Source organism: Robiginitalea marina (assembly GCF_024006985.1).
GTDB lineage: Bacteria > Bacteroidota > Bacteroidia > Flavobacteriales > Flavobacteriaceae > Robiginitalea > Robiginitalea marina.
The window spans coordinates 130,316-155,420 of the sequence record NZ_JAMXIB010000001.1; the positions used below are offsets into that span (position 1 = coordinate 130,316).

18 protein-coding genes are annotated in these 25,105 nt (G+C 44.7%); 6 read left to right on the forward strand and 12 right to left on the reverse strand.

All coding sequences use genetic code 11. The features are described 5' to 3' along the window. Nucleotides 1-3 precede the first annotated feature (3 nt). The 5 genes from NG653_RS00540 to NG653_RS00560 all read right to left on the reverse strand — a co-directional run bounded on the left by NG653_RS00540 (nt 4) and on the right by NG653_RS00560 (nt 5,468). Entirely contained in the window at nt 4-1,263 is a 1,260-nt protein-coding gene (locus tag NG653_RS00540; RefSeq protein ID WP_252739701.1) for a GNAT family N-acetyltransferase, read from the reverse strand. Between the two features lie 6 nt (nt 1,264-1,269). After that, on the reverse strand, nt 1,270-2,310 hold the full coding sequence (locus NG653_RS00545; protein ID WP_252739702.1) for a peptidoglycan bridge formation glycyltransferase FemA/FemB family protein: 1,041 nt from the start codon (nt 2,308-2,310) through the stop codon (nt 1,270-1,272). A 9-nt stretch (nt 2,311-2,319) separates the two neighbouring features. Further along, a complete protein-coding gene (locus NG653_RS00550) occupies nt 2,320-2,928 on the reverse strand; it encodes a sugar transferase (protein WP_252739703.1) in 609 nt (202 codons plus the stop codon). A gap of 202 nt (nt 2,929-3,130) precedes the next feature. Beyond that, nucleotides 3,131-4,339, reverse strand: coding sequence for a glycosyltransferase family 4 protein (locus NG653_RS00555; RefSeq protein ID WP_252739704.1), 1,209 nt, complete (start codon nt 4,337-4,339; stop codon nt 3,131-3,133). Between the two features lie 4 nt (nt 4,340-4,343). Further along, nucleotides 4,344-5,468: a glycosyltransferase family 4 protein gene (locus NG653_RS00560; RefSeq protein ID WP_370281061.1), complete on the reverse strand. Its 1,125-nt coding sequence runs from the start codon at nt 5,466-5,468 to the stop codon at nt 4,344-4,346. A 274-nt stretch (nt 5,469-5,742) separates the two neighbouring features. Between NG653_RS00560 and NG653_RS00565 the strand changes: the two genes are divergently transcribed. The 3 genes from NG653_RS00565 to NG653_RS00575 are packed head-to-tail and all read left to right on the forward strand — an operon-like array spanning nt 5,743 to nt 9,066. Further along, nucleotides 5,743-6,753: an ATP-grasp domain-containing protein gene (locus NG653_RS00565; protein WP_252739706.1), complete on the forward strand. Its 1,011-nt coding sequence runs from the start codon at nt 5,743-5,745 to the stop codon at nt 6,751-6,753. Nucleotides 6,754-6,757: 4 nt separating this feature from the next. Then, complete coding sequence (locus tag NG653_RS00570; protein WP_252739707.1) at nt 6,758-7,951, forward strand: O-antigen ligase family protein; 1,194 nt, start codon at nt 6,758-6,760, stop codon at nt 7,949-7,951. After that, nucleotides 7,948-9,066, forward strand: a complete 1,119-nt coding sequence (locus NG653_RS00575; protein WP_252739708.1) for a glycosyltransferase family 4 protein — start codon at nt 7,948-7,950, stop codon at nt 9,064-9,066. Before NG653_RS00570 ends, NG653_RS00575 begins: the two co-directional genes overlap by 4 nt. 42 nt (nt 9,067-9,108) lie before the next feature. Here NG653_RS00575 and NG653_RS00580 read toward each other — a convergent pair whose 3' ends face one another. Further along, a complete protein-coding gene (locus tag NG653_RS00580) occupies nt 9,109-10,575 on the reverse strand; it encodes a lipopolysaccharide biosynthesis protein (RefSeq protein WP_252739709.1) in 1,467 nt (488 codons plus the stop codon). 598 nt (nt 10,576-11,173) lie between these two features. Here NG653_RS00580 and NG653_RS00585 point away from each other — a divergent pair. Continuing rightward, nucleotides 11,174-14,041 (forward strand): thrombospondin type 3 repeat-containing protein, encoded by a 2,868-nt coding sequence (locus tag NG653_RS00585; protein WP_252739710.1) that lies wholly within the window; start codon nt 11,174-11,176, stop codon nt 14,039-14,041. A 332-nt stretch (nt 14,042-14,373) separates the two neighbouring features. On the opposite strand, the gene NG653_RS00590 is transcribed toward NG653_RS00585, so the two are convergent. From NG653_RS00590 to NG653_RS00615, 6 genes are all read right to left on the reverse strand, one after another. Next, on the reverse strand, nt 14,374-15,675 hold the full coding sequence (locus NG653_RS00590) for a hypothetical protein (protein ID WP_252739711.1): 1,302 nt from the start codon (nt 15,673-15,675) through the stop codon (nt 14,374-14,376). Nucleotides 15,676-16,009: 334 nt separating this feature from the next. Further along, on the reverse strand, nt 16,010-17,290 hold the full coding sequence (locus NG653_RS00595) for a nucleotide sugar dehydrogenase (protein ID WP_252739712.1): 1,281 nt from the start codon (nt 17,288-17,290) through the stop codon (nt 16,010-16,012). A 33-nt stretch (nt 17,291-17,323) separates the two neighbouring features. Next, nucleotides 17,324-18,676: a UDP-glucose dehydrogenase family protein gene (locus NG653_RS00600; RefSeq protein WP_252739713.1), complete on the reverse strand. Its 1,353-nt coding sequence runs from the start codon at nt 18,674-18,676 to the stop codon at nt 17,324-17,326. Between the two features lie 12 nt (nt 18,677-18,688). Next, a complete protein-coding gene (locus NG653_RS00605) occupies nt 18,689-19,687 on the reverse strand; it encodes an SDR family oxidoreductase (RefSeq protein WP_252739714.1) in 999 nt (332 codons plus the stop codon). 183 nt (nt 19,688-19,870) lie between these two features. Further along, nucleotides 19,871-20,896: an NAD-dependent epimerase gene (locus tag NG653_RS00610; protein WP_252739715.1), complete on the reverse strand. Its 1,026-nt coding sequence runs from the start codon at nt 20,894-20,896 to the stop codon at nt 19,871-19,873. Nucleotides 20,897-21,059: 163 nt separating this feature from the next. Further along, the gene (locus NG653_RS00615; protein WP_252739716.1) at nt 21,060-21,542 is read right to left on the reverse strand and encodes a hypothetical protein; all 483 of its coding nucleotides are present in this window, start codon (nt 21,540-21,542) and stop codon (nt 21,060-21,062) included. A gap of 490 nt (nt 21,543-22,032) precedes the next feature. Here NG653_RS00615 and NG653_RS00620 point away from each other — a divergent pair, with 490 nt between their 5' ends. Both NG653_RS00620 and NG653_RS00625 read left to right on the forward strand, forming a co-directional pair. After that, nucleotides 22,033-23,121, forward strand: a complete 1,089-nt coding sequence (locus NG653_RS00620) for a DegT/DnrJ/EryC1/StrS family aminotransferase (protein ID WP_252740138.1) — start codon at nt 22,033-22,035, stop codon at nt 23,119-23,121. Then, the gene (locus tag NG653_RS00625; protein ID WP_252739717.1) at nt 23,118-25,076 is read left to right on the forward strand and encodes a polysaccharide biosynthesis protein; all 1,959 of its coding nucleotides are present in this window, start codon (nt 23,118-23,120) and stop codon (nt 25,074-25,076) included. Before NG653_RS00620 ends, NG653_RS00625 begins: the two co-directional genes overlap by 4 nt. Nucleotides 25,077-25,105: the final 29 nt, after the last annotated feature.

A 25,105-nucleotide genomic window follows, 5' to 3' on the forward strand; every position in this document is an offset into this window, starting at 1 on the left:
AAATCACAAAAAGCAAAGCTTTTGGATGGTGGATTGGCCCTGAAAGATGTATTTCTCTCCGGCCCGATCTTTGAACACCGTTACCCCAGAGAGGTGTTCCTGTGTTAGGAACAGAAAGGAATTCAGATGTTTTTTCAGGTGGCGATACTTTGCATCATTCATATCAATTTTACCCCATTGATCCAACCCCGGCATAGATTCCAGTTCCGTTAGCAAGGGTTCCTTTCCCTCCGCCCTGGGAGCTGTTCGATGATATCCCCTGAGCTTAAAGAGGAGTTTGTTATAGCGTTCATTCAAATTCCTGTCCCTGAGAAACTGTTTCAGTGTTAAAAATTCCTTCAGCAACCAGGCGGTCGTACGGGATTTCAGGGATTTTTTGTTGTAGAAAATATGGTATTCAAACCTGTAGGGATGGGTCGCCCAATCGCTTTTATAGTCGTAATGCCCTTTTGAAAAATCAAAGATTTTAATGCCGTTTTGGTAGCACCACTCCAGCTGTTTCATAATGGCAATGGTGCCAACATGAAATTTGCTGAAATCAGTATCGAAAACGGTAATGGCATTGAACATTACCCCGGAACCGAAATAGTTTAGCGTAATGGAGATCGGTTCATCGTGGGCATAAATTACAAAAAGGCAAGCCTGGTTGCTTTGGATCATCTCATAAGCGACCTCCTGGTAAAAAGCCCATTCTTCCGCTTCCAGGTTATTGTTTCGGATTTGTTTTTCCCCAAAGCGTTTTTCCAGCAACTCCCGGAATTTAAGGAATAGTTGGTCGTAAGCCTCCCTTTCGATGGGCCCGCAGTGCATAGCGTAGGAAACCTCAAAACTTTGCTCCAAGCGCTTGGCATATTTCCGCAACTTATAGCGGGTATTTCGGCTGAAGAAGTTTTTGAAGTAGGCGTCATAATCCGGATAGGACTCCAGAGAAATCAGGTATCCCGGATACTGGCGTACCCTGTGCAAACCCACATTGGCTGGCAATGGGCTCAGCTTCTGGGCAAAATATTCGGGGACATCATAAATCAAAAATACCTCGTCATCCATTGGCTTGCCGGTGCCATCGACACCAGACAGGGTATAGTTCATCCCTTTGGTCAGGTTTCGGCCGAGATTCAGGTAGTAGGGGAACTTGGGGTGCCTGTAAAAGGAGATACCGCTAAGAAACCCGGTATCAATAACGGGTTCGTTTCCCACAAAATGCGCAACAAACTTTTGCCTGAATTCTGGGGAGGTGAAGGGGTTGCTGTGAATAGTGACCATGGGGAATCAGGATTTGAACCGATATAAGGGGAAATACCCGCTTTCCTCAAAATGCGCCGGATCTTCGATTTCTGATTTTCTTTGTTCACAAAGGTCCAGGTAAACTGCTTCATTTACAATATACTTCCAGACAGAAAAGCTCCTGAAGTCTTTTGAGAAGGAAGATTTGAAGTAAAACAGCGAATCTTCCTGGCTCCCCAGGCCCCCCCCCAGATTAAAAAAGCGGTAACCTTCCTCCATGGCCCTAATCCGGGTTTCATCAATCAAAAGCCTTAAGGGTGTTAAATTAAGGTATTCACTCCGGGTTCCCGAGAGGTGGTATTGGACGATATCCCTGGTTTTGATCATCAGTGCACCGGAAATGATTTCATCCGTATCCCGCAATTTTGCAATCATAAGGTCGCACTGAAATTCTCTACTTTCCATTAAACCAAAAAAATAGGCCTCTTCAAAAAAATAATCCGGCTCTGCCTCCACCCGTTTCATGGTCTCATAATATAGGTCGATAAACCGGGAAACTTCCCCTCCGGAACTCACCGATACCACGTGACAGAGGCGCCTTAGGCGGTTTACATACCTCTTGGTGGTTTTCGAATAAGCCAGCCATTGATCTTCTTCGTTCTTTGTAAGGTCTATATTGACAATGGGTCCCAGGTGGTGGATTTCTCCGATCCTATCCAAAACAGTATCCTGAAAGGATATAAACGGATTTAGGCGAGAAAACACACTGATAATCTTGCAAGCCTCCAACAACTCCAGCAAGGCCTCCCTGAAAGTACTGTTGTCAAAATGGGCATCTAGGTTTCGCGAAAGGGGCCCGGCATACCCATATACACTGGTGAGGTCAAAATACCCGGTTTGGGCAATACGGCGCTTCAGGAAGGGCAGAGCGATGGCCGTATTTCCCTGCTCAAAGTAAATTAACAGGGGGGTTTCCCCTTCTTTTTTGGAAATTTTGTGGTAATCCCAGGTATGGTAGAAATCATAAAGGCTAAAGCCCTGAATAATTTGGCGCCAGGTAATTTCGTCCTCAATTACTTTTAACATAGGGCTACATTAATCTGGAGTTCCCGTGAACATGGGCATCGTGTGCGCTTCACTGGCAGAAACCCCTTCCCGTTTAAATACTTTTTCCACGGTTTTCCACAAAATTTTAAAGTCTGTAACAAAACTGACATGATCCACATACCAAACATCGAGCTCAAACTTTTCTTCCCAACTGATCGCATTGCGACCGTTGACCTGGGCCCATCCCGTGATCCCCGGTTTCACCTCGTGCCGGCGCGCCTGTTCTTGGTTATAAAGCGGCAAATAGGCAACCAGCAAAGGCCTTGGCCCTACCATTGACATGTCACCCACAAACACATTGACCAACTGCATCAACTCATCGAGGGAATAATTTCTGACAAATCCTCCGATTTTAGTAATGCGCTGCATATCGGGCAATAAATTCCCGTCTGCATCTTTTTTATCGTTCATGGTTTTGAACTTAATAATGGTAAAAATCTTTCCATCTTTACCGGGCCGTTTTTGCAGGAAAAACGGTTTACCCCCATTTGCAATGCTCAACAACAGGGTAATCCCCAGGATTAATGGGGAAAAGAGGACAAGTAACACCAGGGAGGCAAAGAGGTCGCCTATGCGTTTTACAATACTTATGTACATGGAGCGATGGAATTTTATTTATTGTCAAAAAATCACAGTCGAAATTCTAAATTTCCTGTTGAACCTGAAAGGCGAATCTTTCGAGTTGCGAATATTCTCGTTAAAACGTTGTTTGTAATTCCCCTGACGAATTAACCCATCACGGAAACTACCTTGCAAAAAAATTCGGGCACATTCTTGGCATTCTGTTTTGTTCCCGTACTTATTTGAGATTTGAAAAAATGCCATCTACCTGGTCAGCAAATTCCTTACATAAAATTGATTTATCATAGGTTGTTTCCGCCAGTGTTCTCGAATTTCGCCCCATTCGTTCACTGATGTCCGGGTTTTCTTTAAGGTATACAATTTTCCTTGCCAGGTCCATTGGATCTTCAGGGTTGACAAAGAAGCCACAGTCGTGCTTTTCCACCATTTCCTTAGTCCAGCCCGGGGAATTGACAATTACCGGTTTGCCTGCAGAAAGGGAGTCAAACAGTTTATTGGGGGAATTCGTGGCCAGGATGGGGATGTTGGCAAAGGTAACCAGGGAAACATCGCACAGGTTCACGATTTCGGAAAGTTCTTTCAGGGGAAACCCCCCTAAAAAGAAGGCGTTCTCTATACCAAGATCCCTGCACTTGTCTTTAAGCACCCCTTCGGTGGCCCCACCACCCATGAAGAGAAATTCCATATCTTCCCTGTCTTTAAGGTGCAACAGGGCATCAATGATATAATCCATCCCATTGGCCAGGCCCATGGCTCCAAAATAAACGACTTTAAAGGAATCTTCCTTCAGGTTAAGTCTTTTTATTAGTTCCTTATCCTTGGGCCTTCTGAAAAAGATGTCAATTTTGGACATATTCGGAATCATCGACACCTTTTCCGTGGGAATATTATGGCGGAGGACTCCATCATACATACCAGGGGAAAGGGCGACTATGTGTACAGCATTTTTATAGAGTGTTTTTTCGAACCAAATGGCCACCTTCCGGGCCCATTTGTTATTCAGGGCACCCATTTGTATTGGAACCTCGGGCCAAAGATCCCGGACTTCAAAAAGGAAGGGTGTTCCCTTGATCTTTTTTGCAACCCAGGCGGGAAACCCTATGGTTAAGGGTGTCGAAGTGGCAATGATCAGGTCCACGTCCTTTTCCCTTAGCGCAATCCACGTGGAGCGAACCATAAACCGAAGGAAAGACCAAAGTCGCTGCAGCACCCCCATTTTCTGGCTGTAGGGTACCCGGAGGTATATCACGTCTATCCCATCCACGGACATCATGGCTTTGCTTTTCCCAGTTTCCCCCTTGCGGTCGGCGCTGAGCATGGTGACCTCGTATCCGCGACTTATCAGTTCCTGGCTGATCCAGTAAGAACGGGTACCCCCGCTTTGTTTGGGGGTAGTGAAGTATTGGTGGATATACAGTATTTTCATAAGGCTATTTGCTTGTGGCATCTTTATAAAGATCCATATACTGCTTCGCAATCAGGGGCCAGGAAAACCTTGAAAAATCAAGGTTTTCCGTGTGATACTCAGGGTAATTCTCCACAACGGCCTGCAATCCTTTCTTTATAGATTCCTTCGATCTTGGATCTGCGGCTTCCCCCACCTTTTCTTTAAAGGTCCCATCGATGCCCTGATTTTGGGTAAATACGATGGGTAATCCCTGGGTAAGGGCTTCCACATAGACTAGGCCAAAAGTCTCCCCCTTGGAAACCATTGCAAAGATGTGATTTTCCCGGAACATCTGCCTTAACTTTTCCTGATCATAGATGGGACCATGAAATGTTATAGATTCCTTATGTTCCCGGGCCAATTTTTTAATTTCAGGTTCCTGGGAACCCCCTTTTCCCACCAGGTTAATTCGCAATTCCGGAAAGTTTTCCTTTAGCGATAAAAAGGCCTGTAGCAATAACAAAACGTTTTTGTTGGTGTTAAACTTTCCGATGTAAAGAATGTTAGTGGGAGGAGTTTGCTTTTTCCGTGGATTTGCGTTTTCTATCCAATAGGCATCAAGACCGTTGGGAATTACCCTGCACTTCCCTTTCAGCTCGCCTTCAAGTTTTTGTATAAGGGGGGTACTGAAAAAATTATTTCTCAAGGACTCACTAATGAAAACCACTTGTTTGGCTTCCCTAAGGATTTCCCGGGCAAGGCTATTAAGGTCCTTTCGGTATTTTAGAAAAAGATTAATGTCTGTTCCGCGTACGGCTACAATATATGGGATGCGATATTTTCTGAAAATTTTCAGAGCCAGTGCTCCATCACTGAAGAGGGTGGTGGCATGGACCAGGGTAAAGTCAGTTAAAGAAACTTTGCTTTGTATATCTCGGAAAAGGAACTTGATTTTTTGCCGGAAAAAAATCCGATGATACTCTTTTAGTACGCCAGAGAAGACCATTTGGCGTTTCAAAGGACTTTCCCACGCCTCCACTTTAGAATGAGCGTGTTTCCTTAGCGGGTAATAGAGGGTTTGCTTCACGCTTTCCTGTGCCAAATGAGAATACAGGTTTTCGTGGACTTTGCTTCCCATGAGGTCGTTGCAGAGATGTAGGCAATTCATATTAAACCGGTTATAATAAAGAACTTAAATTTAGCCGTTTTCAACAAGAACTGAAATCCCTTGGCTTTGGGGATAAATGTTAATCATTTAAACCTGTTTGTTTTACCCTTTGGCCATTTAATATATCAAAGCAAATGTAATTTCGATTTTTATCATAGCTTAGCGTTGAAATCATTAGAAATGAACGAATCAAATTTCGAAAAATTACATAAAGTATAATAATATTTAAGAGCTATTCAGTTCTAACCTTTAATGACAAAAACAATTAATTTTTATGATTGCAATACATTTTGAACAGGGAAACAATTTTAGTGTTCGGTGGAAAGAATACTGCGAGGAGAAAAACTTGCCTTTCAAAGTGGTATCCTGTTACGATAGCGATATTTTGGATCAATTAGTTGGCTGTACCTGTTTGTTGTGGAACGTCAATAACTTTAATTATAAAGATCAGATAATGTCAAAATATTTGGTTAAATCTCTTGAAAACATAGGTATTCAAGTTTTTCCAAATTACTCCACTTTATGGCACTATGACGATAAAGTAGCGCAGAAGTATTTGTTAGAATCAATTGGGGCGCCCTTAGTTAAGTCATTTGTCTTTTATGATAAAAAGACAGCATTAAAATGGATAGAAACCACCACTTTTCCGAAGGTATTTAAATTGCGTAAGGGTTCCGGTTCTAAGAATGTTGTTCTATGTAAAAATAAAACTCATGCTAGAAAATTAGCTAATACGGCCTTTGGCAAAGGGTTCCCAATGTTGGACATGGTTTCTATTCTTAAAGAAAGACACAGAAAATACAAACTGGGCAAAGAGAGTTTACTCGGTTTAATAAAAGGAGCGATCAGGATTTTTATAGGTACCCCGTTTAAAAATATGTCAACAAGAGAAAAGGGATACCTTTACTTTCAAGAGTTCATGCCTGATAACAAATACGATCAACGTATCGTAATAATTGGACAAAAAGCTTTTGCTTTAAAAAGAATGGTAAGGGATAATGATTTTAGAGCTTCTGGTAGTGGACTTTTTTATTATGATAAGGAATTGTTCGACGAACGATGTCTCAAGATCGCTTTTGAGGTTAGCAATAAGCTCAATTTCCAAAGTATGGCTTATGACTTCGTTTATGACCAAAATAATGAACCAAAAATCATTGAGATTTCTTTTGCTTTTAACCCCAAGGCGTATTTGGATTGTCCTGGTTACTGGGATGCCGATTTAAATTGGCATCATGATAAGGTTTCTTTTCAAGACTGGATGATAGAAGGGCTCAATTGTTCATAAGGAGATGAGTTTAATTAAATATGCTAACAATTTTTTTCTGCTTCTCTTGGTTTTTTCTGTAACCTTTGAGAACTGGGATCCTTTTAAACTCGCAGGGAGCTATTCTGTCACTTATATAGCTAGTGCATTTTACTTTCTTACATGGATTCCCTTATTGGGATATAACTTTAATTTTAAGTTTATAAACAGATATCTAATTCCCTTATTACTGTTTATTTACGTTGGATTGGTTTCAACAGCACTTCACAGTGGTTATGCCGAAGAACTTAAGGAGGCTTACAATTACCGCGTATTGCTTTTAATCATACTTATGGGATTAATTGCAAATCATATACGCTCCAATCCAACTTTAATTAGCAGAGTTTTAAATGCGTATTTGGGAAGCGTACTTTTGATGTTTATTTTGGCAACCATTGGTGCAGGAACATCCTATGAACATGGTCGTTTGTTATTATTTGGCGAGAATCCTAATATGATAGGAATGAAAGCAGCTATAGCCTTTCTAATTGTTCTCGCCCGACTACTAGATGTTAAATTTTCATTAAGGAATTTACTAATAAGTTCAATCTTAAGTGTTCCATTTGTTAGCCTGGTTATCTTGTCTGCTTCCAGAGGGGCCTTATTGTCGCTTTTGCTTGGCACAACTATTTTGATATATTTCAAAAAGTCAGGACTTATTCAGAAAATAATATTAGTTGTCATCGGTATTTCCGCTTCATTTTTCTTTATATCCCAAAGTTTAGATAACAATCCTGTTTTAAAACAAAGGATGCTTAATACAATCGAAAAGGGAGACACGGGAAGAAATGATTTATGGAAAGGTGCAATAGATATAATTGAAAATAATGTTTTAATTGGTGTTGGTTTTTCTGGAGTATTACCTGAAATGTACATTTATTCAGGACGATACATTGATCCTCATAATGTGTTTTTTTATGTTTTGATTTCCACGGGAATAATTGGATTTATTTTCTTCATGCTTTTTTTGGTGAGATTATTTAGGGACTTGTATAAAAGTTATCAATTCACAGGTCAAACTGTATACATGGTAATTTTGATTATTATATTATTTAATATGGCTAAGGCAGGAGGTGGCATTGGAAAAATTCTATTTTGGTTTTTTTTCGCAATTCTAATCGGTTCAACTATTCTTATTAAACAAGATTCGGTGAATTCAAAAAAGGTTAGAGTAGGATGAAGATTTTAGTAATATCGAATAATTATCCGTCTAACAAATATCCCTCTCATGGGGTTTTTGTTTACAAACTCGTTCAGGAATTTGCAAAGTTAGGACATGAGATATCTGTAATATCTCCTACCAAAATTGGATTAAGCAAAGGGAACCAAAAAAAATCCACTTATGGAACCGAACTATGTGAAGTATACAGGCCAAAATATTTCTCTGCATCAGCGAAAAGAATTGGAAATTTTAATACCTATAAATACTCACAAAGAGGACAAGTATTGGCAGTTAAGAGAACCGTCCGGAAAAAAAACATAGAATTTGATGTTGTTTACGCACACTTTATCACAAATGCTATAATTGCAGTCGAAGCTCTGTCCGAATATAATAAGCCCATTTTTGGTGCAATTGGAGAAAGTAATATTGATGCTTCAGTTGCCTTCTTCAATTCCAACTATTTCAAAAGGATAATTTCTAACGTCCAAGGTTTTATTGCCGTTTCTGCGAAGCTTAGGGACAAGCTTGCTTCATTTGGGGTAGCGGCGGAAAAAATATTATTAAAACCGAATGCCGTAAATCTTGATATTTACTATCCTAGGGATAAGATCGAAATGCGGAACAAATTTGGTTTTCCGAAGAATAAAAAAATATTGATATTCGTTGGACGCTTAATAGAGCATAAAGGACCTCTTCGGCTTTTAGAAGCTGTTCGAAACCTGACAGATATAAATCTAATTTTTGTTGGGAGTGGTTCCCAGAATCCTATTGGAGATAATATTGTTTTTAAGGGAGAGGTTCATTCCGAAGTTGTGCCGGAGTTACTGTCGAGCGCTGATTTATTTGTTTTGCCCACTTCAAAGGAAGGTTCCTGCAACGCAATTGTTGAAGCAATGGCTTGTGGCTTGCCAATTATTTCATCTGACATACCCGAGGTCAGGGACCAATGTGATGATTCTTTTTCTATTCTAATAGATCCATTTAATATTTCTGCCCTAAGATCTTCAATAACTGAAATTTTATCAGATCCGCAAACCCTGAGCGCAATGTCACAAAACGCAAGGGAATTTTCAAGAAATTTTGATGTCAAAAACCGCGCAAGAGAAATAATTGAATTCATAAGCACTAAATAATATTTTCACTCAACTGATTATTTAAATAGTAATTTCCCTTATTTACCCTCTAAATCTACTTTTCTGCAGAATGTCTTTTATCAGTAATTGCATATCTTTAAGGCTTTGAAGCTTAAATAGATAGCTAAAGCCGACATAGAAAACCACATAAAACATAGAACTAAAAATGATAAATAGCCAATCTCCAAGATCCAAAAATCCGGCAAGTGAATAATTAATCAAATAGGTTCCAACCATTGCCAAAATGCCAATGCATAAAGTAGGAAGTAGGTCCATCATCTGCTCTTTGAAGGAGTAATCAATTATTTTACCACTATAGTGAATGTTAAAAAATGCTTGAACAAACATTCCAATAGCTCTTGCATAAACAGCACCTAGAAATCCAAATGGAATTATCAATAGTAGAAAAATAACAGCAAATATTTTTTTGACTATCTCCAATTTTAAATGCAAATTACTCTTACCCTTTACCAATAAAATATTGAGATTATATACGCTTAATGGATAGGCTATAGCACTAAAGCACAATATTTGAAAATAGGGTACTGCCGGCAGCCATTTGTCAGTTAAAATTTGACGGAATAGAGGGGTTGCTAAAATTATTAATAGCAACATTATCGGAACCACAAGAAAAAAAACAACTGAAGTAATTTTTTTAAAAGTACTTTTTAATCTTTGATTATCATCCTGAATGGATGAAAAGATAGGAAATGTTACACGCTGTAATGCACTTGTTAAATTTCTTACAGGAAACATTCGTAATGTATCTGCTTGATTGTAAAAGCCCAAAAGATTGGCTGGAAATAATTTCCCAATAATTATGGCATAGGAATTTGAATAAATACTTGCAATTAAACTGGAAAGAGTAAGTTTAAAACCAAAATTAAAATGTTCTTTAAGTTTTTTAGTGTTAAAATATAATCCAGGCCTCCAATTAGTTCTATACCAATGTTGAATCATAAATACAAAAGAGGTGGTGAGTCTAAAAAAGACGAGGCTCCACACTCCATAACCAAGATAAGCAGTTACTATACCAACAATCCCGCCCAAAATAGAGGAGGGTAGCTGCATTATGGCTTGTAATTTAAAATTTACTTCTCGGGTCAAGACAGCACTTTGAACACCTACGAAGGCCTGAATAATGAAAGTAAGGGTCATAACTCTCACTATAATTGTGAGTTCTGGCTGGTCAAAAAAGGTTGCAATTGAAGGAGATACAAAAAAAAGAACGAAATATATAACTATGCTTGTAAGGATATTCATGTAAAAAACTGTAGAATAATCCTCTTGATCTGCTTGTTTATTTCGAATTAAGGAAGAACTCATCCCACTGTCCATTAAAGCTTGCCCCATTGTAATGAATATTTGAATCATTGCAATTAGGCCGAAATGTTCAGGAAGTAATAAACGAGCAAGAACAATTTGAACAATAAAATTTATCAATTGAATGCTGAATTGCTGACTAAGCGCCCAGAATACTCCGTTGATAGTCTTGTCTTTAAGACTCATTTAATAACTTGATATGTTTGATTTTTAAACTATAGAAGACTCTTTTTAATGTCGTTGTTTACTCACCAAAATTGGGTTTTGCTAATTGGATTCATAATCAATCCGTAGGTAGTCAGAATTCGTTTTCGAGATTCATAATTTTTAAATTAATCTGCCCCTCAAAGAGGTCAAATCATTAATTAGCAAGATCATCTTCCCTTTAATAGCTAGAATTAGGCTTATGCAAATAACTCTATTTTCACGACTTGGAGTTCTTGTTTGTTTAAAAATATTTTTAAAAGTTAGTTTTCAAATCATCCTATTCAGTATGCCATAATTTGTTGTACCATCCGAGATTTTTTGATTCTCAGATTTCCGTACTATTTAATTCTTGAATAAATCAAGAATTGCTTATTAGAGTGTTAATAAAAGGATAACGTGGAAAAAGTAAAAATATCATTTACGTTATTGAAAAGCACTTTGAATTTTACTGGTTATTTAAATCTCTTCCTTGCTGAATTTACGGTTTTCCTCATATAACTATCTGATTTATATCATACTTTGCTGTTCAGGTCAAGATTACTTTTGAGCTTGTTCCCCCTGCTAGTATCCAACCAAAATGAACAAGCGATTATTTCTTCCGGCACTTCTACTCCTTGTTATTCCTCTGATTTATTGGGGCTGTTCCGAGGAAGATGATCCAGAACAGTATAAGCTCACCATTAAGGTTTCTCCCAATGGAAGTGGAACTGTAAATCCATCCTCAGGAACCTTTGATGACGGGGAGCAAATCTCCATATCTGCTATACCCGCCCAAGGATATTACTTCTTCCGGTGGACGGGGGATAAAGGATGCAACTCCAATCCGTTTACCTTCAGGATTACCTCAGACACTGAACTAACTGCTGAATTTCTGAAGGAAGACCTGGATGGAGACGGGGTGGCAAATGATCTGGATAAATGCCCAAACACACAATCTGGGGAAGAAGTTGACGAAAACGGTTGTGCTATATCCCAGGTGGATACGGATGGAGATGGTGTAGATGACAATATAGATCAATGCCCGGATACTCCTGAAGGCGAGGAAATCAATGCGCAGGGGTGTTCAAGTTCTCAGATTGACTCGGATGGTGATGGGGTCTTTGATGATGCGGACGAATGCCCAGACACCCCAGAGGGTGAAGAAGCTGATGAATTAGGTTGTTCGGATAGTCAAAAGGACACCGATCAGGATGGGGTAAATGATGACGCTGACCAATGCCCGAATACCCCAGAAGGAGAAGAAGTAAATGAACAAGGTTGTTCCAGTTCCCAAACCGATGCTGATGGTGATGGCGTTAGTGATGACAATGACACTTGTGCAAATACCCCGGATGGAGCACCTGTGGATGAAAATGGCTGTGCTGACAGTCAGAAAGACACAGACGGGGATGGAGTAACTGACGATAAGGATCAGTGTGCAAACACCCTTTCGGGCACCACTGTTGATGAGCACGGTTGTGCCCCCAGCCAAACAGATGGAGACAATGATGGTGTTACTAATGACGCAGACCAATGCCCGAATACTCCAGTTGGGGAATCTGTGGATGCCCAGGGCTGTGCGGAGAGTCAAAAGGATGCTGATGGAGACGGCATTAACAATACGATTGACCAATGCCCTAACACCCCGGAAGGTGAGGACACCAATGCCCAGGGTTGTTCGGCTTCGCAAAGAGATACAGACGGGGATGGGGTGAATGACAATCTGGACCAATGCCCCAATACCCCTTCCGGGGCCTCTGTTAATGCACAAGGATGTTCAACAGCACAGCAGGATACCGATGGAGATGGAATAACTGACAACCTTGATCAGTGCCCTAATACCCCGACTAATGAAACAGCGGATTCAGAAGGTTGTTCCGATAGCCAAAAGGATTTCGATGGTGATGGGGTAAGTGATGTCAATGATTTATGTCCGGGCACGCCATCTGGTGCTACTGTCAATGCCCAAGGTTGCTCTACTTCTCAGATGGATAACGATGAGGACGATATTGCAGATAATTTAGATCAGTGCCCGAACACCCCAGTTGGCGAGACAGTAGACGGGCAGGGCTGCTCAGCAAGCCAAAAGGATAGCGATGGAGATGGGGTAAGCGACGAGGCAGATACTTGTCCCGATACCCCTACAGGTGAAAGTGTTAATGCGGAAGGTTGCTCTCAAAGTCAGACAGACAAAACGCCCCCTGGTGTAACCAGTCTTGACATCCTTGAAGTCACCTCTACATCCTTCAAAGTAGATTGGAGCATTAATGAAGGAAGCAAAGGCTATGTCCGTTTTGGAACCTCGCCTGGGGTGTATGTGGCTTCAACCGCAATAGAGGAAGGTTATCTTACCAGGCATAGGCAGATCGTAGGCCCTGGCAATCCATTTGCCTTGACCCCTGGAACTTTGTATTATTTCCAAGTTTATTTGGAAGATGAAGTTGGTAATTCAGGATTCTCGCAGGAATATTCCGTTACAACCTTAGACGCAGATGGTGACGGCGATGGTGTTACTGACGACGTTGACCAGTGTTTAAACACAAAATCTGGAGTAACCGTCAATGAAGGAGGATGCCAAATTACCTATGTCCCAGATGATAGCTTTGAGCAGTATCTTATCAACAAGGGATTTGATGATTTGATGGATAATTATGTGCTAACCGCCAATATTGAAAGCGTGACAGAGTTGCGATTTATCAGTCCTTCACAAGATGGGTATAGCGGAGCTTCACCTATTGAAGATTTTACAGGATTAAAAGATTTCGCATCTCTTAAAGAGTTGGATTTCTATCAATCAGATGAAAGTAGCAGAGGTTTGTTGGACGTTAGCAATATTCCTTCATTGATAAGTATCAGCAGTTTTTATGGGCCTCAAAAGATCATTCTTGGAAACAACATCAGTTTAAAGAATTTTTTTGTGGACGCGCCTGACGCTCCAAATCAATTAGCAACAATTCCCGATTTTAGTCAAGCCCCAAATTTAGAAACACTCACTTTAGGCAATGATGTTTATTTGTTTGCTGTTATTGATCTTTCCCAAAACCAAAAATTGAAGAATCTTCATGTTGAGTCTGGCCAATTAAGTGATCTTTCTTTAAATCCTTTATTGGAGAATCTTTTTTTGGACAGCAATGAGTTTGGGATATCTGGAGGACTAGATAATCTTAACAATCCTAACCTAAGAAGCATAACCGTTGGGGTTTATTCCGGTGTTGATCAGTTGCTAGATTTATCCAAATGCCCTGCAATTGAATATATAAGCATAATTACAAGAATAGAAGAATCTTCTTTTATTGGCATAAACCTCAGAAATAACAACAACAGTAATATTAAAGGTATCGAGTTGCTATTTTCATCAATTAAATGTATACAAGTAGATGACCCTTCATACTCCGTAGCGAATTGGGTAGGAAGTAATTTCAGTTTCCCAGTTGGGTTAATTTTCTCAACAGATTGTGGATATTAGAGATTTTTTGGCAAATAATTTTGTTATTTCTAACCCCTTACTAGGCGCAAATCCCAGTTCCTTTTGGTTTTTTGCCACCAATGTCAGGAGTTTAGGCTTTCCGCGGTGTAATCTCTTTAAAAGTTGAAGGCTTACCCTTTTTTAAGCGTTGACTCAATAGAGGAAGGACCAATAAAGGTGCTTTAGAGAAATATGGATTGTTTAGAATAAAAGGGATAGGGTTGTGCCCATCTATGGTTTTTAGAAGAATAAAAAAAAAATCAGAGCCAGTTTTACCGGCTCTGATTCGTAATCTGAAAAATTGAACTTGTTCTGAAATCGACCTGAGCTTATTACGGTATTTCAGGATAAATAAGGTTGCCCTCCAAATACGATTGATTGTAAGCCATATTGGCAATACGTACCTTTTGATAGTAATAATAGGTAGGCAGCAATTCTGCATTTTCCAGTTTAGCCTGTAGTTCTGAAGAGAAGCGACCCAACTGTACCCAACCTTGGTCCCATAATGCAGCTTCAGATCCCCCACCGTCAATGTAATATGCATGATTGTTCCAGGAATTGGATTTGAAGATCAGCCCTTCGAAGGTATTGATAAGCCTTTGCATATCGGTCTGGGACCAATAATCTCCCATTTCTGCTCCTAAAATCATTAATTCCACTTCTGCATTGGCATGGCTCACATCGTTAGACCCTGTCATAGAGCCCCATAAGCCGTTCCATACATAACCGGTTCCTCCATTGGCATTCACTTCCCGTAACTGGTTTCTCATATTGCCACCGGTATGTGGACCGGAAGGAAAACCAGCATAACTCCAGTTCTCGTAGAAAGAACGATATTTAGGCGTGCCAGTAATCTCATGGAGAAACCAGGCCATCTGCCCCCAGTGGCTGCTCATATGTGTTCTACTCCGATATAAATTTCCAATTCCCCTGCTTTCCCATTTTTCCCAAATATGTTTTTCAAACCAGGCAAGCATCTCATCATACGCCTGTTGGTTTCCATTCCTTGAAAGGAAAGATGGGCTTTTGGCCAAGACCCAAAGCATCCGAGCAATGGTCCGCATTCCCCTGCTTTCAGCCAAAGGCACTTCACTACCATCGTTCACCCGAACACCGTTAGTGATATCGGAGGTGCCATCTCTCCACCCGAGATATCCGTCTCCTGGGGTTGCCCCGTCATTCGCAGTATTCATGGCATTTCGGAAAAGTTGCATGGCAAATTCCATGTACGAATCCTCTCCTGTTACCTGAAACATGTATATGTAGGGAGAAACATCCAAATAATAGATATCACCACCGTCACCAGAATTTGAAAGTGCTATCTGACGTTGGTCATCAGCAGTTTGATTATCGAAAAGGTTCTTCCAATCTAAGACTTTATTGCTGGGTTCCTTGGAAAATTCAGTTGTGCCTGCAGGATCTTGGGGATCGGGCTCCGATGCATCTGATTGCGCAGGTTCTTCAGCAGGGGAATCATCCGTTTCCGAATCGACATTGCGTTCTTCAAGGAGTGCGTTTTCCTCAAGTACGGTATATTCCGCCAGGAGGTCAGAGTCTTTTGTACAGGAAAAATGAAGGGAAAAAACGATGAGGAGCAGGAGCACTTTCGTGGGGGTTAAAGTGTGTTTTCTCATGGGTTAAGATACAGGTTAAGTTTTAGTACATTTTATTTGGGACCTAAATCTATTTAATCGAACGCATATCTTCGGTAAAACAATTGTTATTTTCGATGAACTGCAATTATGCGTTTGGGGAGAGTTACGATTGCTTTTCGGGACATAGACGTTCATCGAGATTTGTTTTCGATGAACGGCAGGTTTCTTTAACAAACTTTTGCATTTCTGCCCTGATTTAGGGAAATATTCATGGGAAAGTAGTGCTTCGCCTAGTACCGAAAAGGTTTACCAACAAAAGGCAAAAAAAAAGCACCCCAGTGGGGTGCTTTTGTCCAGGCAAGGTAGTTTTTGACTATAATCGGGCGTCCACGGTTTCTTTAAGGATGCCCTTTACATCATATAAAATCCCATTTTCGTGTAACATAGACCGGAGCGGCAACTCCAGGAACTCTCGGTGGGCCACTACCAGCACAATAGTGTCGAATTTGCTGTTGGGCAGGTTCTTTGTGGTATGCAAGCCGTATTCTTCCAGTACCTCTTCCGGGTTGGCCCAGGGGTCGTACACCGTTACTTCAGAGCCATAGCTCATCAGGTCCCTGATGACGTCCACGGCCTTGGTATTTCGCACGTCCGGGCAATTTTCCTTAAAAGTAATCCCCAGGGCCAGGATATTGGAACCCTTTATTTTGATGTCTTTCTGCACCATCAGTTTCACCACCTCGGAGGCCACATAGCGGCCCATGCCGTCGTTCATCCGCCTACCCGTGAGGATAATCTCCGGGTGATAGCCGTATTCCTGGGCCTTCTGGGCCAAGTAATAGGGGTCCACCCCAATACAGTGCCCCCCCACCAGGCCGGGCTTAAAGGGAAGGAAGTTCCATTTGGTGCCCGCCGCTTCCAAAACGGAATGGGTATCAATCCCCATTAGGTTAAAGATCTTGGCCAATTCGTTTACGAAGGCGATGTTGATGTCGCGTTGAGAGTTTTCGATCACCTTGGCGGCTTCCGCTACGCGGATCGTCGGGGCCAAATGCGTACCCGCCGTGATTACGGAGGCGTAGAGCTCATCTACCTTTTTTCCTATTTCAGGAGTGGAACCCGAGGTTACCTTCAGGATCTTCTCCACCGTATGCTCCTTGTCCCCGGGGTTGATCCGTTCCGGAGAATACCCCACAAAGAAATCTTTATTGAAGGTAAGTCCGCTCACCCGTTCCAGGACCGGGACGCATTCCTCTTCCGTTACTCCCGGGTATACGGTGGATTCATAGATGACGATATCCCCTTTTTTCAGGACTTTACCCACGGTCTCACTCGACTTGTACAAAGGGGTCAGGATGGGGCGGTTTGTTTTGTCCACCGGCGTGGGCACGGTAACCACATAGTAATTGCAATCTGCAATATCCGCAAGGTCGTGGGTGCAATACAGCCCCGTCTTCATTTTCGGGGAATCCACCAACACGCTTTGAAGCAAATCATCTTCCACCTCAAGGGTACTGTCTTTCCCGGAGCGCAATTCGGCCACCCGGCCCTGGTTGATGTCGAACCCGACCACCGGGAATTTGGTGGCAAACAGCCTCGCCAGGGGCAGGCCCACGTAGCCCAGGCCAATGACTCCTATTTTAATGTTGTCCATGCTTCTCGAGATTCTTTTAGTAAATACCTTTAACTATGCGCTAACTTCGACGGGTAGGCTTTGCTTCCCAATCTGGTAGTATTCAAACCCCATCTGGCGCAGTTTGCCGTCGTTGTACTGGTTCCGGCCATCAAAGATGATAGGGGCATTCAACTGAGCCTTTAGTTCTTCGAAGTCGGGGGAGCGGAACTCCTTCCATTCCGTGAGCAGGATCATAGCATCGGCCCCCTTCAGGGTTTCGTACTTGGAATCGAAATAGGCCACCTTGGGGACGTCTTTCAGGTAGAAATGACGGGCCTCGTCCATGGCTTTGGGGTCGTAAGCCTGAATTTGCGCTCCACGTTTCACCAGTTCTTTGATGATATAGATGGAGGGAGCCTCCCGCATATCATCGGTCTGGGGTTTAAAGGCAAGCCCCCATATCGCAAAGGTCAGCCCGCTGAGGTCTTCCCCGAAGCGGTCTACCACTTTCTGGGCGACCACCAGCTTCTGCCGATCGTTTACGTCTTCCACGGCTCCAATCAACTCGGCCGTATAGCCGTGCTGGGCGGCGGTTTTAATGAGTGCCTTCACGTCCTTGGGAAAGCAGGAGCCCCCGTACCCGCTGCCCGGGTAAATGAAGCTGTACCCGATCCTGGAGTCGGACCCGATGCCGATGCGCACCTTGTTCACATCGGCCCCCACCAGTTCGCAGATGTTGGCTACTTCGTTCATGAACGAAATTTTAGTGGCCAGCATGGCGTTGGCCACGTATTTGGTCATCTCGGCGGAACGCACGTCCATGGTGATGAGGCGGTCCATGCTGCTGCGGAAGAAGGGGGCATAGAGGGAACGCATCTTTTCGGTGGCTTCGGCATCGTCGGAACCCACCACGACCCTATCGGGTTTCATAAAGTCATTGATGGCGTCCCCTTCCTTCAGGAATTCCGGGTTGGAAACTACATGGAACGAAAAATCCACCCCGCGGGCGTCGAGTACTTCCCGCATGGCTGCCGTTACTTTGTCTGCCGTCCCCACCGGAACGGTAGATTTATCGACCACAATTAAGGGGGCGACCATGTGTTCGCCGATTTCGCGGGCCACCTGCAGGACGTATTTAAGGTCGGCAGAGCCGTCCTCCCCCATGGGGGTCCCCACGGCGATAAAGGCCACTTCACACTTACGGAGGCTTTCTTTCAGGTCGGTGCTGAAAAAGAGGGTTTTGTTTTCGATGTTTCGGGCCACCATGGGCTCCAACCCGGGTTCGTAAATGGGGATTATTCCTTTCTTAAGGTTCTCGATCTTTTTGGTGTCCACGTCCACGCAGGTTACCCGGTTGCCCATTTCCGCAAAGCAGGCCCCGCTTACCAGGCCCACATAGCCCGTTCCAATTACTGTAAGGTTCATAGATGAAGTATTTTATTTTAGGTTTTGCCAGTACCAGTGTACCGCTTCTTGTAATCCCTTTTCCATGGAATACTGAGGTTCATACCCCAGGAGCCGCCGGGCCTTTTCGATGGAGGCCAGGGAATGGGGCACATCCCCTTTCCGTTCCGGCCCGTAGGTGGGTTCCAACGTTAAAATTTCCGGGTCATAAGCGCCCAGATATTTTTTCAGTAAGGTAAAAAGTTCGTTCAGGCTGGTGCGTTCCCCAAAGGCCACGTTGTAGACGGTATTGATCGCCTCAGGGTTCTCCGTCACCATAGCCAGCAGGTTTATCTGCACCACATTGTCGATGTAGGTGAAATCTCGTGAGAAACTCCCGTCCCCATTAATGACCGGGGCTTCGTGTTTCATCAACTGCATCACAAATTTCGGGATCACTGCTGCATAGGCCCCTGCCGGGTCCTGCCGCCTCCCGAAGACATTGAAATATCGCAGGCCGATGGTTTCCAGGCCATAGGTGCGGCTGAAAACCTCGGCGTATAATTCGTTCACGTATTTCGTAACTGCATAAGGGGAAAGGGGCCTCCCGATGGCGTCTTCCACTTTAGGCAGGGCTTTGGAATCCCCGTAGGTAGAAGAACTGGCGGCATAAATAAACCGCTTTACCCCGGCGTCCCGTGCAGCGACCAGCATGTTCAGGAAGCCCGATACGTTAACCTCATTGCTGGTAATGGGGTCGTTGATCGACCGGGGTACCGAGCCCAGGGCTGCCTGCTGCAGTACAAAATCGATCCCTTCGCAGGCCTGCTGGCAGGTCGGCAGGTTTCGGATGTCGCCCTCAAGGAATTCAAAATGGGGGTGCGTAAGGAAAGGGGTGATGTTTTCCCGCTTCCCGGTGGCCAAGTTGTCGAGGCAGCGCACCCGGTTCCCGTTTTTCAGCAGGGTTTCGCAGAGGTTGGAGCCGATAAAGCCCGCCCCCCCGGTGACTAAAATATGCAGGTCTGAATTAAGACTAGGGATGTGTACGTCCATGGTTTTCTAAATCCGTTGCAAAGATGCACAAAGCTGTAGGAAAAAACTTGAAAAACTGTTTAAACGAGCACCTTTTCCCGATAAGTGGGATTAGGGTACACTTCAGCGGAAAAAAAGCTAATTAGAGCCATTAATTATACGCTGCACCAATGACCATTTAAGCCTTTGGGCAGATCAAGCATTCTAAACGCCGTAATACTCCCGGTACCAGGTAACGAAGGCCTGCACGCCCTCCCGGATGGGGGTATTCGGCTGGTAGCCGTAATCGCGGATCAGGTCGTCCACATTGGCCCAGGTTTTTTCCACATCCCCGGGTTGCATGGGCAGCATCTGTTTTTCCGCCTTTTTCCCCAGGGTTTGCTCAATGGCTTCGATAAAGTCCAGTAATTTCACCGACTGGTTATTCCCAATGTTGTACACCTTGTACAACTCCCCGCTTTGAATCCGCGCCTCTACCGGCTTTTCAATCACCCGCACCACGCCCTCGGTAATGTCGTCGATATAGGTAAAGTCCCTTTCGAGGTTTCCGTGGTTGAAAACCTTAATAGGGTTTCCCTTCAGGATGGCTTCGGTAAAGAGGAACATAGCCATATCGGGCCGTCCCCAGGGGCCGTACACCGTAAAGAAACGCAGCCCGGTAGTCGGGAACCCATAGAGGTGGCTATAGGTATGGGCCATCAACTCGTTCGATTTTTTGGTGGCGGCATACAGGCTCACCGGGTGGTCCACGGTATCCGAAGTTTCAAAAGGCACTTTGGTATTGGCCCCGTACACGCTGGAACTGCTAGCATACACCAGGTGTTGGATGTGGTGGTGCCGGCAACACTCCAGGATGTTAAGGAACCCCACAATATTGCTGTCGATATAGGCTTCCGGATTTTCCAGGCTGTAGCGCACGCCGGCCTGGGCTGCCAGGTGGCAGACCACCTCAAAGCCTTCTGCCTTAAAAAAGCGCTGGAGGCCCTCCCGGTCTTCGAGGGGGAGTCGGATAAACGAAAACGTTTCAAAGGTCGCGCTACCGGCCATCTGGCCGAAAACTTCGGCTTGCTCCCGGGGGATCCCCAGTACCCCGAGCCGCCCGTACTTTAAGTCCACATCGTAGTAGTCGTTGAGGTTGTCGAGGCCAACCACGGTATGGCCCCGCTCCAGAAGCGATTTGGAAACGTAAAATCCAATGAAGCCGGCGGCTCCGGTTACCAGGATTTTCATAATCTCAAATAAAATGAAGGTTAATTCTTATGGTAAGCACTTTCAAAAGTATGCATTCTAAAGTTGCTTGTGTTTAAGGTGGCTATTCTTTATAAGTTGGGTTTCCACTTTAAACATAAAAACCCTGAAATGATCTCAGGGTTTTTAGGCGATAAATTCAACTTTAGAAGGAGTTGGCGCCAATATTTGTTTGTGCAATAGTGGTACCGTCTGTTGGGCTTTCATAAATGTTAAGGTGCCCGTCAAAGGTCATCAACTCCACAAAAGTGACCGGGGTCCCGTTATCGAGTTGGGTAACAACGGTTTCACTGATTTCACATTCACATTCGTTCAGGGTAATGGCGATTGCCCCTCCGCTTTCAAGGGTCCCAAAATTTACCGTGGCCGGATGGATGCCCTGGGAAGCGTTCTCCAGATCGATGTAGATGGTGGTACTCCCGTCATCGTTGGGGATAAAGGAGGCCAGGCCGGTTACGCCCGAACCGTTTGAGGTGGAGAGGACGTAATCTACCCGCTCCGGGTCGTCCGGGATGCCTGCGTCAGGCCCGGGCAAATTGGGGTTGTTTACGTCGGCGTCCTCGCTTTTGCTACAGCCCAGGCTGGCAATCACTAGCAGGACAGAAAGGAAGAAGATCGGTTTTTTCATTTTCAAAAAAGTTTTGCGTTTTTCTTTTAGTTCTGAGGTGCCAAACTTAAATCGTCGGAATGTTTTATGGTGTATATGAACTTTCAAGAGCCTTAAAATTCGATCAAAGGCAGAATCGAAAGAGAAAGTATGGTTTGTACTGGCGTTTTATGGCTCACCATCTCTACCCTTCGTGTAATGGGCTTTTCACCGACAAAATTCAACCCTTTTAAGAAGGCAAAAGATGATTTTTATCAACTGGTCTGACTTTTGGCCTACTTCAGCGAATTATCGGCTGTCGATTTATGGAAGCTCGTTTAAAAGCGTAACTTTGGAGTGTATTTTGGTTTTTTGATCGACGGTTTTTTTTAAGTTCGATTGGAAACCTCCCCAAATTTACCATCTAAAGGAATGCCCCGGGCGATGGGGTTTTCAAAGAGTACGAAACCAACAAAATGCTTTAAAATTGGAAACGCTTACCCGGGATAAAATCTGGCTCTCCTCCCCCCACATGGGAGGTACAGAGCAGGAGTATGTTCGAGAGGCCTTTGACAGCAACTGGATTGCCCCCCTGGGCCCCAATGTCAACGGCTTTGAAAAAGCGATTGAAACCTTTGTCGGGGGAGATATTCATGCGGCCTGCCTGAGTTCCGGTACCGCGGCCCTGCACCTGGCCCTGGAACTCCTGGGGGTAGGCCCCGGCGATGAAGTCCTCTGCCAGTCCTTTACTTTTTCCGCCTCGGCCAACCCCATTGCTTATCTGGGGGCTACGCCGGTATTTGTGGATAGCGAACCGGAAACCTGGAATATTTCGCCTGCGCTCTTGGAAGAGGCCATTCAAACCCGGCTGAAAACGGGTAAAAAGCCGAAAGCCATCATCGCCGTGCATTTATATGGCATGCCTTACCAGCATTCCGCGATCCGTGAGATTGCTGAAAAGTATAGCATTCCCGTGGTTGAAGACAGCGCCGAGGCCCTTGGAAGCACTTATAAGGGGCAATCTTGTGGTACCCTGGGCGATATCGGGATCCTTTCCTTTAACGGGAACAAAATCATCACCACCTCCGGGGGTGGGGCCTTGCTGACCCGCCATGCCGAATGGAAGGAAAAGGCCGTTTTCCTTTCCACCCAGGCCAGGGATGTGGCCCCGCATTACCAGCATTCGCACATCGGGTATAATTACCGGATGAGCAACGTACTGGCCGGTATCGGCCGGGGGCAGATGGAGGTTTTGCCTGAGCGGGTTGCCGCCCGCCGGAGGAATTTTGAGGTTTATCAAAGCGAATTGTCAGGGGTGCCTGGCCTTGAATTTCTGCCCGAACCTGCAGGGGCCTTCAGCAACCGCTGGCTGACCACGGTGCTGACCCCCTCCTTTGAAACCCGGGAGCGTATCCGCCTGGCCCTGGAGGAAGAAAACATCGAATCGCGGCCGCTGTGGAAACCGATGCACCTGCAGCCTGTTTTTTCGGCCACCCCTGCCTATGTCAATGGGGTTTCAGAAGACCTGTTTTCCCGTGGGCTCTGTTTGCCCAGCGGATCGAACCTGACGGAAACCGACTTGGAACGCGTTATGGGAATTATTAAAAAGACTTTGCTATGATCCAGAGTTATATTGCGAACACAGCAACGCGATTTGCCAGTAAATGGCTGGTATTGGCCATCGACCTGGTGACCTTCGGGGTCACCTTTGTCCTGGCCTATTTGATCCGGTATAACCTTACCTTCAATTTCGATGTCTCCCAATTCTGGTACCAAATCCCGTTTATGCTGGGAGTGGGCGTCCTGGCCTTCCTGATCACCGGGTCGTATAAAGGGGTGGTCCGCCATACGGGGGTGCGCGACGTTTATAATATTTTTAACGCCATCTGCCTGGCCAGTATTTTGACCATTTTGGTGATTCTGGCCAACCGGACCTGGGCGGTGGTGCCGGAATTCAAAATCCCCCTTTCCATTATCATTATTCATAGCCTGATGGCCTTTTTGGGGCTAACAGCATCCCGCTATGTGTTTAAGGTGCTGTACAACAACCTGGTATCCAAGGATATTCGTTACTACAAGAACGTGCTCATCTATGGGGCAGGTGAGTCCGGCATCCTAACCTACAACGCACTTACAAGCAGTACAAAAAGCAACATGCAGGTACTGGGCTATATCGATGAAGACCGGCAGAAGGTGGGTAAACAGATCAACGGGGTACCTGTGTTCGGACCCGAGGTGCTGAGCGATGGTTTTTTGAGAAGTAAGAAGATTTCAGAGATCATTTTTTCCATCCATAATATTGAGCAGAAAAAGCTGCGCAAGCTGGTGGAGGGCATGGTCGATTTCCCGGTGCGGGTCAAGATTGTCCCCCCGGTAGACGACTGGATTAATGGGGAGCTTCGGGTTTCCCAGATCAAACCCGTGCAGATCGAGGACCTGCTCGACCGGGTACCCATTTCCATCACCAACAAAAAGGTGAGCCGTGAACTGGCCGGGAAAAGCATTTTGGTAACTGGTGGGGCTGGCTCCATTGGGAGTGAGTTGGTGCGGCAAATCTGCAAGTACGAGTACAAATCGCTGGTGATCCTCGACCAGGCCGAATCGGCCCTCTATGACCTGCAGCAGGAATTGAAGCAGAATGGCTTGCACAACTTTATCCCCGTGGTGGGCGATGTGCGCGACAAGAACCGCTGCAACTTGCTGTTCCAGGAGTACAAACCCGACGTGGTTTTCCATGCGGCTGCTTACAAGCATGTGCCCCTGATGGAGTGCAACCCCTATGAGGCCATCAAGATCAATGTGGCTGGTACCAAGGTGATGGCCGACCTGGCTTTGGAGCACAAGGTGGACAAATTTGTCTTCGTATCCACGGACAAAGCGGTGAACCCCACCAATATTATGGGGGCCACCAAGCGTATTGCGGAAATGTATATCAGCTGCCTGCAGAAGGCAGGGGGCACCAAATACATTACTACCCGATTTGGGAACGTGCTGGGCTCCAACGGCTCGGTGATCCCCCTCTTCCGTAAGCAGATCGAAAAGGGTGGCCCGCTTACCCTCACACATAAAGACATCACCCGCTTTTTCATGACCATCCCCGAAGCGTCACAGCTAGTGCTGGAAGCCGGTGCCATGGGCGAGGGGGGGGAGATCTTTATATTTGATATGGGAGAATCGGTGCGGATCTTCGACCTGGCCAAGAACATGATCCGCCTCTCGGGACTGCGTTACCCCGAAGACATCGACATCAAGATCACGGGCCTGCGCCCCGGCGAGAAACTCTATGAGGAACTCCTGGCCAATGGGGAGAATACGCTCCCGACTTACCACAAGAAAATTTTGATCAGCAAGGTGCGCGAGCTCGACTACCTGGAGGTCCGTTCCCTGATCGATGAGCTTTGCGTCACCAACATGTTCTTTAATTCCGATACGGTAAAGCTTATGAAGCAGATTGTACCGGAATTCGTATCGAATAATTCGGAGTACAGCCGGTTGGACGACCCCAAAAAGACAGGGGAAACTCCCCCGCAGGCGCCGAAGGCCCCACAAAAGGAAGCCGATAAAATTGTATCTTGACGGCCGAATCCTAATTTCAACGTTGCTGA